Origin of the sequence: Anaerobiospirillum thomasii (assembly GCF_900445255.1) — a bacterium.
Classification (GTDB): domain Bacteria; phylum Pseudomonadota; class Gammaproteobacteria; order Enterobacterales; family Succinivibrionaceae; genus Anaerobiospirillum_A; species Anaerobiospirillum_A thomasii.
Window position 1 is genome coordinate 1,260,001 of sequence record NZ_UAPU01000005.1, and the last position, 14,947, is coordinate 1,274,947.

15 protein-coding genes (1 of these 15 cut by a window edge) are annotated in these 14,947 nt (G+C 42.3%); 2 read left to right on the forward strand and 13 right to left on the reverse strand.

Features of this window, described 5'->3' with window-relative positions; translation table 11 throughout:
- From clpB to rluD, 4 genes are all read right to left on the reverse strand, one after another.
- Positions 1 to 1,926: the 5' portion of an ATP-dependent chaperone ClpB gene (gene clpB / locus DRZ93_RS05525; protein WP_113746041.1), read on the reverse strand. The gene continues 657 nt to the left of window position 1, outside the view; 1,926 of the gene's 2,583 nt are visible here — the first part of the coding sequence; the start codon lies at positions 1,924 to 1,926; its stop codon lies off the left edge, out of view.
- A gap of 312 nt (positions 1,927 to 2,238) precedes the next feature.
- Complete coding sequence (locus DRZ93_RS05530) at positions 2,239 to 2,436, reverse strand: YqaE/Pmp3 family membrane protein (RefSeq protein WP_113743028.1); 198 nt, start codon at positions 2,434 to 2,436, stop codon at positions 2,239 to 2,241.
- A gap of 155 nt (positions 2,437 to 2,591) precedes the next feature.
- The gene (gene pgeF / locus DRZ93_RS05535; protein WP_113746042.1) at positions 2,592 to 3,329 is read right to left on the reverse strand and encodes a peptidoglycan editing factor PgeF; all 738 of its coding nucleotides are present in this window, start codon (positions 3,327 to 3,329) and stop codon (positions 2,592 to 2,594) included.
- Positions 3,322 to 4,287 (reverse strand): 23S rRNA pseudouridine(1911/1915/1917) synthase RluD, encoded by a 966-nt coding sequence (gene rluD / locus DRZ93_RS05540; protein ID WP_113746043.1) that lies wholly within the window; start codon positions 4,285 to 4,287, stop codon positions 3,322 to 3,324. Before rluD ends, pgeF begins: the two co-directional genes overlap by 8 nt.
- A 109-nt stretch (positions 4,288 to 4,396) precedes the next feature.
- Here rluD and DRZ93_RS05545 point away from each other — a divergent pair, with 109 nt between their 5' ends.
- Positions 4,397 to 5,239 (forward strand): outer membrane protein assembly factor BamD, encoded by an 843-nt coding sequence (locus tag DRZ93_RS05545; protein WP_113743031.1) that lies wholly within the window; start codon positions 4,397 to 4,399, stop codon positions 5,237 to 5,239.
- Between the two features lie 133 nt (positions 5,240 to 5,372).
- Here the strand turns inward: DRZ93_RS05545 and DRZ93_RS05550 are convergent, their stop codons facing one another.
- Positions 5,373 to 6,350 (reverse strand): NADP-dependent oxidoreductase, encoded by a 978-nt coding sequence (locus tag DRZ93_RS05550; protein WP_113743032.1) that lies wholly within the window; start codon positions 6,348 to 6,350, stop codon positions 5,373 to 5,375.
- A gap of 88 nt (positions 6,351 to 6,438) precedes the next feature.
- On the opposite strand from DRZ93_RS05550, the gene DRZ93_RS05555 reads away from it, so the two are divergent.
- Entirely contained in the window at positions 6,439 to 7,155 is a 717-nt protein-coding gene (locus tag DRZ93_RS05555; protein ID WP_113743033.1) for a pseudouridine synthase, read from the forward strand.
- Between the two features lie 72 nt (positions 7,156 to 7,227).
- On the opposite strand, the gene DRZ93_RS05560 is transcribed toward DRZ93_RS05555, so the two are convergent.
- From DRZ93_RS05560 to lysS, 8 genes are all read right to left on the reverse strand, one after another.
- Positions 7,228 to 8,307 carry a glycosyltransferase family 9 protein gene (locus DRZ93_RS05560; RefSeq protein ID WP_113743034.1) on the reverse strand — a complete coding sequence of 360 codons (1,080 nt, stop codon included), beginning with the start codon at positions 8,305 to 8,307 and terminating at the stop codon, positions 7,228 to 7,230.
- Between the two features lie 60 nt (positions 8,308 to 8,367).
- Entirely contained in the window at positions 8,368 to 9,279 is a 912-nt protein-coding gene (gene djlA, locus DRZ93_RS05565; RefSeq protein ID WP_113746044.1) for a co-chaperone DjlA, read from the reverse strand.
- A complete protein-coding gene (murU, locus tag DRZ93_RS05570) occupies positions 9,276 to 9,947 on the reverse strand; it encodes an N-acetylmuramate alpha-1-phosphate uridylyltransferase MurU (RefSeq protein ID WP_113743036.1) in 672 nt (223 codons plus the stop codon). Before murU ends, djlA begins: the two co-directional genes overlap by 4 nt.
- Positions 9,944 to 10,918, reverse strand: a complete 975-nt coding sequence (locus DRZ93_RS05575; protein WP_172458065.1) for an aminoglycoside phosphotransferase family protein — start codon at positions 10,916 to 10,918, stop codon at positions 9,944 to 9,946. Before DRZ93_RS05575 ends, murU begins: the two co-directional genes overlap by 4 nt.
- A complete protein-coding gene (gene trmB, locus DRZ93_RS05580) occupies positions 10,896 to 11,609 on the reverse strand; it encodes a tRNA (guanosine(46)-N7)-methyltransferase TrmB (protein WP_113746046.1) in 714 nt (237 codons plus the stop codon). The genes DRZ93_RS05575 and trmB overlap by 23 nt, the downstream gene beginning before the upstream one ends.
- Complete coding sequence (gene dapA / locus DRZ93_RS05585; protein WP_113743039.1) at positions 11,609 to 12,490, reverse strand: 4-hydroxy-tetrahydrodipicolinate synthase; 882 nt, start codon at positions 12,488 to 12,490, stop codon at positions 11,609 to 11,611. The genes trmB and dapA overlap by 1 nt, the downstream gene beginning before the upstream one ends.
- Before the next feature lie 77 nt (positions 12,491 to 12,567).
- The gene (locus DRZ93_RS05590) at positions 12,568 to 13,350 is read right to left on the reverse strand and encodes a glycosyltransferase family 25 protein (protein ID WP_113746047.1); all 783 of its coding nucleotides are present in this window, start codon (positions 13,348 to 13,350) and stop codon (positions 12,568 to 12,570) included.
- Positions 13,351 to 13,403: 53 nt separating this feature from the next.
- Positions 13,404 to 14,927 (reverse strand): lysine--tRNA ligase, encoded by a 1,524-nt coding sequence (gene lysS, locus DRZ93_RS05595; protein WP_113743041.1) that lies wholly within the window; start codon positions 14,925 to 14,927, stop codon positions 13,404 to 13,406.
- Positions 14,928 to 14,947 lie beyond the last annotated feature (20 nt).

Consider the following 14,947-nt stretch of genomic DNA (forward strand, 5'->3'; position numbering starts at 1 on the left):
TGAGAATTTTTCCATAAACTCAGACATATCTATTCTGACCATGGACTTTTCAGTATCAAACATAAACTCGGCTACAGCCTTGCACAGCTCAGTCTTACCCACACCGGTAGGTCCTAAAAACATAAAGGATCCTATAGGACGGTTTGGATCGCTAAGCCCCGCACGTGAACGTCTTATGGCACTGGCAATGGCTGATACAGCCTCATCCTGACCGATAACTCTCTGGTGCAGATTGTCTTCCATATGTAAAAGCTTGTCTCTTTCACCCTCAAGCATCTTGGCTACAGGAATACCTGTGGCACGTGATACCACCTCGGCAATCTCGGCATCTGTAACCTTGTGTTTTACAAGCTCACTGTTGCCCATCTCCACATTGCCAGCATCTGCAACTCTCTTCTCAAGCGATGGAATAATGCCATACTGCAGCTCACTCATACGAGCCAGATCGCCAGATCTCTTGGCCACCTCAAATTCATGACGGGCATTTTCCAGATCAACTTTAATCTGCTGTGTTCCCTCAAGCGAGAGCTTTTCTTTCTTCCAGATATCCTCAAGCTTTGAGAACTCCTCCTCACTTTCTTTGATCTCAGCATCAATAGCCTCAAGACGTCTCTTGCTGGCCTCGTCACTTTCCTTGGCCACAGCCTGTCTTTCCATCTTAAGCTGAATGATCTTGTGATCAAGTCTGTCAAGAGGCTCAGGCTTTGAGTCAATCTGCAGTCGTATAGAGGCTGCAGCCTCATCTATAAGATCGATAGCCTTGTCTGGCAGCTGTCTGTCAGTTATATAACGGCTTGAGAGTGTAGCAGCTGCCACAATGGCAGGATCGGTTATCTGTACGTGATGATGGATCTCATATCTCTCCTTAAGACCACGTAAAATAGCAATGGTATTCTCAACAGTAGGCTCATCTACAAGCACCTTCTGGAAACGACGCTCAAGAGCGGCATCCTTTTCAATATACTGTCTGTACTCATCAAGAGTTGTGGCACCCACACAGTGCAGCTCTCCACGAGCCAGAGCAGGCTTTAACATATTGCCAGCATCCATTGAGCCTTCAGATTTGCCGGCACCTACCATGGTGTGCAGCTCGTCAATAAAGAGAATAACCTTCCCCTCTTCCTTAGCAAGCTCATTTAATACTGACTTGAGGCGCTCTTCAAACTCACCTCTGTACTTGGCACCTGCAATAAGGGCACCCAAGTCAAGAGACAGCACTCTTTTATTGCGCAGTCCCTCAGGAACCTCGCCCTTTACAATACGCTGAGCCAGACCCTCAACAATGGCAGTCTTACCAACACCAGGCTCACCAATTAACACTGGATTGTTCTTGGTGCGGCGCTGCAGTACCTGCATGGTACGGCGGATCTCATCATCACGGCCAATAACAGGATCAAGCTTGCCCTTTTCTGCTCTTTCTGTCAGATCTATGGTATATTTCTTTAAGGCACCACGGGCATTTTCAGCATTTTCATCCTCAACGGTCTTGCCTGCACGTATGGTGGTTAAAGCGTGTTTAAGCTTTTCTTCTGTTACATTACACTTTTGCAGTATGCTCTGCAGCTCACCGCCTGACTGCATGGCTGCAAGAACAAACATCTCAGATGAGATAAAACTGTCTTTATTCTCCTGTGACAGTTTGTCACATAAATTTAATATTCTGCCTGTCTGTGGTGAGAGCTGCAGATCGCCGCCAACACCCTTTACCTGCGGCAGCTTGTCTACTGCCTCATCAACTAAAATTTTTACAGCCTGCGGATCTGATCCTGCAAGTGTAAGTAAAGGACGAATGGAACCATCCTCCTGTGCCACCAGGGCTGACATAATATGTACAGGCTCTATAAACTGATTGTCATGACCTACAGCCAGTGACTGTGCATCAGATAAAGCCTCCTGAAACTTTACTGTAAATCTATCTAAACGCATCTTAACTTCCTCTTATTCATCGTACTTTATCCTGTTGTATATTAGGTGGGGTCTAAGAGGGCAAATTTAAAGAGATTTTACAAATATATTTATACATAAATTTTATATTGTGACCTGCTGTTTTACTTTTGTTAAAGTGCCAAGTCATTTGAACTTACGTAAGATATCACTATGAAAATAAAGCACAATTTTAAAAATTATCTGGCTTAGTGCAAAAAAGCTGCAGACTATAGTGCTCTTATGGGATGGACAATAAAAAGAAAAAGGCCCTGCGTGGGCCCATAACAAAAGTTTTATGCACCAAGTGCCGTATTAGCCTTTTTTGGCTCCTAAAGCTGCCTCGATCTTTTTATCAGTTTTGAACTGACCCAAGGCAAATACAGCCCAGATAGCTGCAGGAAGCCAGCCTAATACAGTTATCTGTAAAATAAGACAGATGATGCCTGCTATTGGACGTCCTATAGTAAAGAATGCAAAGAAAGGCAAAAATATTGCTAAAAGTAGTCTCATACTATCTCCTTTAAAATGTGCGCCGATTATAGCACACTAATTTGTATAACTTTTTTATGCTATATCACACTTATATCATCTGACAATAAAAGTTTATACTACACAAAAGCTCCTAAAGACTATTTTAAAATCTGGCCTTAGGAATTATATGGCTGCTATTTTACAGATTTTATAGCAATGACCGAGGCCATGCGCCCTGTGGTGCCCTCTTTTCTGTAGGAGAAAAAGTCATCTGTATGGGTATAGGTATCAATTGCCGCCATGTGTATATTATCTATACCAAGGGATTTAAGCTCACTTTTACAGATAGAGGCAAGAGAGCACATATACCTGCCCCTGTCATTTAAAACAAAAAACTTTGCATAATCCTGATTTTGCTGTAAAAAGGCCTCTTTGACCTCTGATCCAACCTCAAAAGACTTTGCCCCAATACATGGGCCCATAAAGGCCGTAGCTTTGATGCAGCCTAAATCACGCATACGTAAAAAAGTTTTGCTGATAATGCCAGACATAGTTGATCGCCAGCCACAGTGTACTGCAGCTACACACGAGCCACTGTCGCAGGCCAATAGCACAGGCAGGCAGTCAGCCGTCATAACAGCAAGACCTAGATCCTTTTTATCAGTGACAAGAGCATCTGCCTTAAACAGAGTGACATCATCTTTAACATAAACCACGTCACTGCCATGCACCTGATCCATATAACAGATATGATCAAGGCTAAGTAGCTGTTTTAATCTGTCTCTGTTTTTATTTACAGCAACAGCATTATCACCAACATGCAGTCCTAAATTAAAGCTTGCATATGGTTTTTGTGAAAAACCGCCGTGACGTGTGGTATAGCAGGCCCTGATGCCTTTACCAAAACAGGACAGATTAACAATATTAGACATGCTGCGCAGCATCCTCTTTTAAAAGTGAGATAAGATGCTGCATATCATCTGGCAGAGGACAGTCAAAGCTTAAAAGCTCGTCTGTTACAGGATGGACAAATTCAATATGTACAGCATGCAGAGCCTGATGCCTGAAATCGTGCAGACACTGCTGCAGCTCATCACTTGCTTTGGATAAATGTCTTATGCGTCTGCCGCCATAGACATTGTCACCTAAAAGAGGATGACCTATAGATGCCATGTGCACACGAATCTGATGGGTGCGTCCTGTATCAAGGCGCAGTCTTATTCTACTGTGGGCTCTGTAACACTCCATAACCCTGTAGTGGGTTACAGCCTCGCGACCTATGCCATCTGGCATAATGGCCATACGTGTTCTGTTATGAACATCACGGCCAATAGCAGCATCAACTGTACCGCCTGAGGCAATAAGTCCCTCGGCCACAGCCTCATACTCACGCACCACATCATGTTTTGATATGGCTTTGACCAGGGCCTGCTGTGCCTTTTGTGTAAGAGCAATGACCATAAGACCTGAGGTGTCTTTATCAAGGCGGTGCACAATACCGGCCCTTGGCAGAATCTTGGTCTGAGGAAAATGATAGAGCACTGCATTCATGACAGTACCGTCTTTGACGCCGGCGCCAGGATGGACCACAAAGTTTATAGGTTTGTTGATAACTATAAGATGCTCGTCACTATAGACAATATCAAGCGGCAGATTCTGCGCTACCACCTCAAGACTCTCAGGCTCTTTTAAGGTAAGCTCAAGCCTCTGTCCCATCACAAGCTTAAAGCTTGGTTTGGTCACAACCTGACCGTCAACGCTGACCAGACCCTCTTCAATATAGCCTTTAAGAACACTTCTTGAATGTGTATCAACTAGTGAACCTAAGGCCTGATCAAGGCGGGATGAGTGCAGATCGTCTGTAATAATAAAGTCTAATTTTTCTGACATAATATAATCTATCTTTTCTTGAACGTAATTTTTCTTTTAAAATACAATATATCTTAATTTTAGGTTAAAATGTAGAATACTATAAAAAGAACATATTTGGAGCCATATAATGTTTAAGATTGTAGCCCCACTAGCTTTATGTATAGCTTTAGCTACATCAGCCTGTTCATCCACAAATTATAACAAAGATGAAGTACCAGATGTTTCACCAGCGACACTTTACTCAACTGCCCGCGCAGCCATGTCTGCAGGAAATCTTGGTGAGGCCAGACAATATCTTGAGGCCATAGATTCACGTTATCCTTTTGGTCAGCTTTCAGAGCAGGTACAGCTTGATTTAATCTATGTCTACTACAAAAGCCGTGAAAGTGATTTGACCTCAGCCCAGATAAAACGCTATCTGCGTTTAAGCCCTACAAGTCAGTATGCTGACTATGTCACCTATATGAAAGGTTTGAATGAGATTCAAAAGCGTTCTGATATTATTCAGGACTTCTTTGGTCTTGACCGTTCACAAAAGGATCCTACCAATTATCTGGCTGCCTTCAAGACCTTCAAGGGTCTGATTGAGACCTATCCTGACAGCCCATATGTGCCAGATGCCAGACAGCGTATGATCTTTATCAAAAACGAGATGGCCAAGCGTGAGCTGCTTATTGCCAAGTACTACAATGAAAGAGGTGCCTATCTGTCATCTATCCGCCACTGCCAGAATGTGCTCTATGCCTATCGCGGCACTCCGCATCTAAAAGAGGCTCTTGAGCTTATGGTTGAAAACTACAACAACCTCAATCTGCCAGAGGCTGCCAACAATACCAAGGCTGTACTTGCAGCATCATTTGATGGCAAAAACTATATCTACACCAAGGATCCATCTCAGATTCAGAGATTAAACAAAGGTTCTGATGAGCCTTGGTACAAGAAACTTGATGTCTTTGACTTGTTTGGTTAAACCTTAATTTTAAAGACACAATATTTGTACAGCAGGATAGATTTTAAAAATCTATCCTGTTTTATTTCATAAGACCCATAAGAGACTAAACCTCATGGGCCTTGAATTTATATCATAACTTTACTGCCTGCTTTTAGCTGCACAGACCGTTTGGCAGCAGCACTATCTTGCCTTTAGTATGGCAGCTTTCAATCTGACTATGAGCCTTGGCAATATCCTGCAGCGCATATCTGCCGCTGATATTGACCTTAAGCTTATTGGCATAAAGCATATCCATAAGTTTTTTAATAAGTGCATTGTCACTATGTGAGAGCACAGAGGCGCTGCGCTTGTCACAAGGGGTATGCTCTTTTATAAAATCGGCTGTAATGGTAGGCACAGTAATAAGCAGACCATCTGTCTTTAGATAGTTAAAAAATGCAAGACCAGTATCAAAGCCTATATTGTCAACTACATAGTCAAAGCTCTCAAAACTCTCATTATTCTCATCAAGATAGCTCAAACGCCCATCAAGCGCTAAGCTCTTTAAAAAAGCATCTTCCTTGTTTTGTGACAGACTTGAAACGCTAAGGCCAAAGTGGATTAAAAGCTGCAGCAGTATATGCCCCACACCGCCTGTAGCACCTGTCACCAGGACTTTAGAGTCTTTTACATCAAGAGATCTTGTTTGTATATCATCAACTATCATGGATGCTATGTTATAGGCTGTAATGCCTGCAGTTAACAAAGATGCCGCCTCATCAAGTCTTGTGTCGTTATCAAGTTTTACAAGTCTTGCCCCATCTGTTATGACATGGGTTGAATAGGCACATGGGTATACTCTGTGCCCCACAAGACCTGTTACAACATCTCCTTCTTTAAAGGCAGCTTTAGATCCTGCCTTTATGACAATACCTGCCACATCAGAGCCTAAGGACCATGGCTTTGGCTCTTTTATAAGTGAGCATAAAAAACTCTGTCCCCTTCTTAGCTTGGTATCTACAGGATTGATGCCTGCTGCCATAATCTTTAGAATAAGCTCATTATCCTTAATCTCAGGCAGTTCAATATCTGCCACATACATAACCTCAGGGCCGCCAAAGTCATCAAATAAAATACGCTGTGCTTTCATATACTGCCTCTTTATCTGCCTCTTGGCAGTTAGATCTTAATTTTTGATTTTTCTTATTTTAAAATATGCACAATTCAAGAGGAATAATATGTCGCAGAATTTTGTATACAATCCACCCCTTGTGCCGTTTTTAGATACACTGTATGAAGATGGCGATATTATTGTGGTTAACAAACCATCGGGACTTTTATCAGTACCAGGCAGGCTTAAGGAATATCATGACAGCATACTCTCAAGAGTGCGCTCTATCTATCCTGATGCCTTTGCCGTACATCGTCTTGATCTTGGCACCTCAGGTGTGCTCGTGGTGGGTCTTAACAAAGAGGCCATATCCAATCTTGGCAGGCAGTTTATGGATCGCAGTGTAAAAAAGGTCTATATTGCCTATGGTGCAGGTAAACTTGAAGGATCTGGACGTATAGATCTGCCTATGCGCACTGATATTGACAACAGACCTTATCAGATAATAGATTTTGAGCATGGCAAAAAGGCTCTGACCTTTTATGAGGCCCTGTACTATGATGCAAATGCAGATAAAACTCTTGTCAGACTTTATCCTCAGACAGGACGCTCACATCAGCTGCGAGTGCATTTAAAGGAGCTTGGACATCCTATTCTTGGTGATCATCTCTATGCCCCTGATGCTATCTTCAAAGCTGCCGACAAGCTGCAGCTGCATGCCTGTGCTCTTAGCTTTTTACATCCTAGAACCAAAGAGCCTTTAGCCTTCACGGCAGCCCCTGAATTTTATGTGCCAGATGAGTTTATGCCAGAACTTTCATGGCTTGAGCATCAACTTGCCTGATTGTCTTTAAAGACATATTTTCTACTAACATTAACTGCATATAGACTGTTTTTGTCTATATGCAATGTCTTGCTACCTGCAGTATCTGTCTATAAAAGCCTCAAAATCCTCTTTGATATCAGCATAGCAAAGATCTGATATATAGACACCCTCTTTAGAGAATTTAACACTGTGCGTCATAGCATGATGAGGACCCCACAAGGTAATATTAGCCTTCGAAGGGTGCAGAGAAAACAGTGGTATATCAAAAGCACCTGCAATATGCACATTTGCTGTATCAACACTTACAAGAGCATCAAGACATGCGATCACAGATGACAGTTCAATCACTGTAATATGATCAGGCAGAGCAATACATCTGTCACCAAGCTTTGTTTCAATTTTATGTTTGTAATTTACAGCAGATGGTGCAAGCAACATAACTATCTTATAATCAGTATGCTCTAATATGTAATCTAGCATCTGCTCCTGCATCTTTTGAGTTATATTTTTACAGCTCATTGCTCCATATGGTGTAAAGCCTATAACCTTGCTACCCTTAAATACTTCCCTGTATTTACTGATAAGCAAATCTGATGCAAAAGAAATATAGCTATCATCAATATCTTTAATACCGCCTAAGCTTAACAGTGAGTTTAAAGCCTGTGACATATGCCTGCTGTAATCAATGCTAATAGGAATATTGACACAATCAAGGCCTTTTGCCGTGGCTGCAACATAGTCAGGCTTTAGATAGTGCAGCATGTAAAACTCTCTTGGTCTTACAACTTCATCAAGAAAGATAAATAAGTCGCACTTTCCATTGACACCTATCTTCTCTGCCATAGCTAAAACCTGAGCCTTGGATGGTCTTTTTTGTGGAGCGATTAGTGTAGTATCAACACCTATACATTGCTCATAGATATCTTTTACATTGGCAAGAGTGATAACAGATATCTTTATATGCGGATAATGCTTTTTGATATTGGCAAAAAAAGGTGTCATAACCTGTGTATCACCAAGCTTGCCGTCAATTTTTGAGATAACTATATGTTGTATAGAAGAAAAATTAAAATCATTGCCTGATTTTACAGCTTTGTAGTCATAAAGCGCCTTGTAGATTCTAAAGCGCAGCTTATCACGGTAAACTCTTAAATCGTCAATAAAGGCCATAGGTACATCACTAAAACAACAGGCAGTATAACTGCCTGCTATATTTATTAAAATGCAGTATTACTGCCATCCTTTAGATTTTTTAATCAGATCAAAGGCTGCCTGTATATCTTTAGCCTTTTGTGTATAAAGCTTTAACATCTCAGGCGGCAGACCCTGTGAGGCCAGTCGGTCTGGATGATATTTAAACATAAGACGCTTGTGGGCCTTTTTAACTTCATCAAATCTTGAGTCTTTGGTGACACCTAAGATTTCATAGGCCTGCTGCAGCTCTGAATCTGAAGCTTTGCGCTGATAGTGGTTATCTGATGAGCCTGATGAGTATGAATTGTCATAAGAGCCAGATGAGCTATAGCCACCTTCTCTGCTGGCAAAGCCTCTTACAAATTCAGCAAATTTAATTTCAGCAAGTCTGATACGGATCAGGCGCTCCATCTCGGCACTGTCAATATTGAATATGGCCGCCAGCATCATAAGTCTCTGATGCTCCTCAGACTCGATAACGCCATCGGCTAGGGCTATCTGAACCTGAATTTCAAGCAAAAAGGTTATCATCTCAACACTAAGCGAGCCCCTGCTCTTTAGTGCATCAACCTCTGCATTTAAATTAAAGCTGGCATTTTTGCCCTTATTGAAGCTCTCAATAGCCAGAGCTCTGGCATCATCGTTAAGCTCCATTGTGGCCATGATCTGCTCGGCCTTTTTAATATGGGAGGTAGTAATAGTACCGGCACCACGGGCTACAAAGCCTGCAAGCTTAAAGGTAAAAGACAAAAAGTCCTGAGCAGAGATTAACTTTTTAACTTCAGAGTCAAAAGAAGCTCCTGCTGAAAATGGATGCTGTCTGGCATAGGTCAGCATCTTTGGCTTGTCATAGAAGTAATAACCTATTGCAAAACCAATAAGCGCTCCTATAGGACTTAAAAACAGACCTATCAGAGCACCAATGACACGTCCTTTATAACTTTTCATAGCTTTTCCTTTAAATAACTGTCAAGTATCTCAAGTCTTTGCACTGTACCTACATCAAACCACGGGCACTCAAGCACGCTGCCTTTAAGAGTCTGACTTTCAATCCATCTGTCAAATAAAACCCTGAGTTTTAAACGACCGTCAGGCACACCATCAAAAGCTTTTTTAGTATAAATAGCAGCTCCTGTAAAAGTATAATCACTGCCATAACAGATCCTATCACCACTCAAAGCAAAATCACCTTTAAGATTATGCTCAGGATTTTTAGTTAAATATAGTAAACCATTAAGATTAGGCTCAACATAGGCCTCAATCAAAGCTTTATAATCTATATCCAGAAAGATATCGCCATTTATAACAAAAAAAGGCTCATCTCCAAGATAAGGCAGAGCTCGCACTATACCGCCTGCTGTCTCAAGACCGCCCTCCTCTTCAACAGAGTGCTGTATATTGACACCAAAGGCATGCCCATCCTGTAAAAAGGAGACTATTTTGTCACTTAGATAGGCAGAATTAACCACTATATCGCTAATGCCTGCTGCCTTTAATTTATTTATATGCCAGACAATAAGCTCAAGGCCTCCTGCCTTAATAAGAGGCTTTGGTGTACTGTCAGTAAGAGGTCTTAATCTCTCACCGCGCCCTGCTGCTAAAATCATGGCCTTCATCTGAATTTACCCTCAAGGTTGTCTTTAAAGAAAGCGCCTAATTCTTTAAGATCACATCTGTCACACTCATGCAGCACATACTCTAACACCAGCGGCAGATCCTTTAGATATGAGCTTTTGCCGTCGCGCAGATACAGTCTGTTGAAGATGCCAAGTACCTTGATATGTCTTTGCAGTGAGGTCATGTAAAGAGTCTTTGCAAAGACACTGTATGACATATCAAGTGCCATGTCACTTGTATATCTGTCATAGGCATAGTGCATAAGTTCATCTACAAGAGCGTCATCAAGTTTTATATAGCAGTCAAAAATCAATGAGGCCAGATCATATAAAAGCGGGCCGCAGACCATATCCTGAAAATCAATGCAGCACAGCTGTCCTTCATGCAGCATTATATTTCTGCAGTGAAAATCACGGTGCATGGCAATCTGTCTTTGTGCAAGACAGTTATCTGCAAGAGCAGCAAAGCCTTTGTCCAAAATATGTAAAGCCTTGTCATCAAGCTCAAGGCCAAGGGCTTTTTCAAGACACCACTGTGTGCAGATATTAAGCTCAAATAAAATAAAGTCTCGGTCAAAAGGCGGCAGACCTTTACTATCTGCTTTGCCTATTTTTAAAAGCATATCAATAGCTTTTTTATAATAGACAGCCTTTTCATCAGATACAGCCTTGTCATAAAACAGAGTATCGCCCAGATCCTCTAATATAAAAAAGCCGTTTTTAAGATCCATGGCATAAATCTCAGGCACTCTGACGCCACAGTTTTTAAGCCTTGCATTTATATCTGCAAATTCATGGTTTTTTTGAGTATCTGGCGGTGAGTCTACTATGATTTTGCCTAAAGCGCGGTAATAATGCCTGAAACTTGCATCACCGCCTAAAGCTTGCAAAGTGATAGTGTCTGTGTGTAAAGAGGCCTTCACAAAGGCCTCAAGTTGATTGTAACGCTTATGCTTTACGGCTAAATTCAAGATCCCATACTCCATGTCCAAGTCTCTGACCTCTTTGTTCAAACTTGGTCAGAGGACGCCAGCTTGGTCTTGGTATATAAGTTCCATCTGCAGCCTGGTTGACAAAGCCATCTGCTCTGTTCATAACCTCAAGCATCTGTTCGGCATAATTTTCCCAGTCTGTTGCCATGCGGATAAGTCCGCCTGGTACAAGCTTTGGTGCAATCATGGCTATAAAGGCATCATTGACAAGACGGCGCTTGTGATGTCTCTCCTTTGGCCATGGATCTGGAAAGAAAATCTGCACAATATCAAGACTTTCATCTCTTAAGCACTTTTTAAAGATCTCAAAGGCATCGTACTGAATAATGCGCACATTGCCAATACCCTGCTCTTCAATCAGCTTAAGACAGGCACCAACCCCAGGAGGATGTACCTCAATACCCACAAAGTTTTTATCAGGGTTGTCTTTGGCCATCTGCACCAATGAGGCGCCCATGCCAAAACCAATCTCAAGCACCACAGGAGCCTTATGATCAAATACTGCATCAAAATCAATAATCTCTAATTTTGATACATCAATTATATATTTAGGGCCTAAGTTGTTAAGGGCATTTATCTGCCCTTCTGTCATACGTCCGGCGCGTATGACATAGGATTTGATGTGATCCTGCCTCAAACCCTCTTTTTGACTGTGTTCCCTGCTCTCCACTAGATAAGCTCCAGCTTTGTCATCTCAGCCTTAATCTCCTGCTTGATCTCATCGCTCAAAGGCATGACAGGCAGACGTACCTCATCAGAGCACAGGCCTAAAAGTGAGGCACCGTACTTGGCACCAGCTGGTGATGGCATCTTGAACATCAGTGCGTGCAGGCGCATAAGCTTGTGCTGCAGTGCTGCAGCTTCCTGCCATTTGTTCTCCAGGGTAAGATTCTGTACCTTGGCTACAAGTGTAGGGGCAATATTGGCAGTAACAGAAATACAGCCAACGCCGCCTGCCACGTTATAGCTTACCTGTGTACCATCTTCACCTGAGAGCCAGGTAAAATCGTCACGGTTAATAAGAGTTCTTTCTATCCAAGGTCTGGCCAGATCGCCTGTGGCATCTTTAATACCCATGATGCGTGGCAGTTTGGCAAGCCTGGCAAGAGTCTCTGGAAGAACATTAACAATGGCACGGCCTGGAATATTGTAGACAAATATAGGCAGATCGGTATTGTCATGCACCATCTTAAAGTGGGCATAAAGACCATCCTGATTTGGTCTGTTGTAATAGCCTGCTACATGCAAAAGACCGTCGGCACCGGCCTTTTGTGCCTCCTGTGAATAATGTACAGCCTCAACAGGATTGTTCGAGCCTGCTCCTGCCATTACAGGAATGCGGCCTTTGGCCACAGAGGCTACAATCTCTACCACACGTACATGCTCTTCATTTGATAAGGTAGGACTCTCACCTGTGGTGCCTGTTGGTACTATAGCATGAGTGCCGTTTTTAATATGCCACTCAACCATCTTCTCAAGTGCCTGTTCATCAAGTCTGCCATCTTTAAATGGAGTAATAAGGGCCACCAGTGAACCGTGAAACTTATGCATATCTGCTCCTTGTCCAAACTTTAAGTTCTGTTACTAATATATTTTAAAGTCAGACATTAGTTAATAATTTTTTAAATTTATTCGCTGATCTGATCTTTATGGTACAAACTCTTTATTTTCTTAAAGGCCCGTGAGTACCAAGGTTTTACATTTTCTGCCATATCTCCTGAGTGAAGGATGGTAGTCTCATCATCTGTCAGATCGAAAATCTTAGGTATACACTTATATGAATTTAATTTATTATAGGCAAGCAAACCTAAAATCACATCAGCCTGTGCTCTTACAGGAAATGATGTATCTAAAAGATATTTAGCTGCCCTGTTGGTAATAACATAGGCTACAGTTCCATTGACATTGCGTCTTCGGTTATAAAACCAGTCATATTTGCCCATGCCGATTTTTTTAACCTGTACGCCGTATTTAGTATCTACAGGATCGGATTTTGATTTTAATCTGTCACCATACCATAAATACAGTACATCACAGCCTATCTCATCTACAACGCTGTCTATGTTCTTATAAAACTCGACACACTCAGCCTTGAGCGTAATGTCATCTTCTAAAATGACAGCCATAGGCAGATTTTCATCAACAATTTTCTGATACACGCTAAGATGGGACAGAGCGCAGGCATACTCGGTGTCAGATAAATATACATTAGCAGAGCAGCAGACAAAGCGGTTGTGCCAGAAACGCTGAAAGCGTGTTCTGTCTATTGAGTACTGACTCAAATCGTCCTTTTTACCGTCTATTGCTTTAAACCATTGTACATTTTCAAGACCGCGCTCTTTAAGATGGGCAAAAATTTTATCGCGGCGCTCTGGCGATCTCTCAAGAGATATTACAAAGGTCTTAACCATAAGCTAACCTCTGATACAGCTAAAGGTCCACAGCTGTGGACCTTTGCAGTTTTTTAATTATTAGGACGTAATGTTGGGAAGAGAATAACATCACGTATGGTATGGCAGTTGGCAAAAAGCATAACCACACGGTCAATACCAATGCCCTCACCTGCTGTAGGTGGCAGACCATGCTCTAAAGATACAATATAGTCCTCATCATAGTACATAGCCTCATCGTCACCATTCTGCTTGGCCTCTGCCTGCTGACGGAAACGGCCTGCCTGATCATCTGGATCATTTAACTCACTAAAGCCATTACCCATCTCACGGCCGCCGATGAAGAACTCAAATCTGTCTGTAAACTCTGGGTTGTCATCACTGCGGCGTGCAAGTGGTGAAATTACAGCAGGATACTCTGTAATAAATGTTGGCTGCTGCAGTTTCTCCTCAACAAGCTCTTCAAACAGAGCAGTAATGAAGTGACCATGCTCCCAGCCCTTTTGAATTTCAATATGATGTTTCTTGCACAGCTCTTCACACATAGCAGCATCATCAAGCTGCTCCATGGTGATATCCTTGCCGTATTTTACAATTGATTCTTTCATGGTCAGACGGTCAAAAGGCTTGGCAAAGTCAAGAGACAGACCCTCCTGTCCTTCCTTGGCATAGTGCACCTGTGTGGTACCTAACACATCAAGGGCCATCTTGCGGAACAGATCTTCTGTAAAATCAATCAGATCTCTGTAGTCATGATAGGCCATATAGAACTCAATCATGGTGAATTCAGGATTATGACGAACATCAATACCCTCGTTACGGAAGTTTCTGTTGATCTCATAGACCTTTTCAAAACCGCCTACAACAAGTCTCTTTAAGAACAGCTCAGGAGCAATTCTTAAATACATATCAATATCAAGAGCATTGTGGTGTGTTACAAAAGGTCTGGCATTGGCACCGCCTGGAATCACGTGCATCATTGGAGTTTCAACTTCCATAAACTGATGTGAGTCCATGTAACGGCGGATAAATGAAATAATCTTGGTTCTGATCTGGAAGGTTCTGCGTGAATCCTCATTGGCAATCAGATCAAGATATCTCTGACGGCAGCGGGCTTCCTGATCGGTAAGACCCTTGTACTTCTCTGGCAGTGGGCGCAGAGCCTTTACTAAAAGACGTAAAGAGGTGACATGCAGTGTCAGCTCACCGGTCTTGGTTCTAAAGGCATAGCCTGTAACACCAATGATATCGCCAAGGTCAAGCTTTTTAAAGAGCTCCTGATACTGACCCTCTGGCAGGGCATCGCGGGTTACATAAATCTGAATCTTGCCGCCCATATCCTGCAATGTGGCAAAAGCGGCCTTACCCATGATTCTGCGGGTCATGATACGACCTGCAATGGTAAAGGTTATTTTCTGAGCCTCAAGACTTTCACCGTCTATCTCAGAGCATTTTTCAAAAATATCTGATGATACGGCATCACGATGAAAATCATTTGGATATGCCTGACCTAGGGTACGCAGATGCTCAAGCTTGTTGCGGCGCTCCTGCATCTCATTGTTTAAACTTTCAGTAGTAGATATGTTGTGTTCGCTCATTTTAACTTCCTGTACCAAAT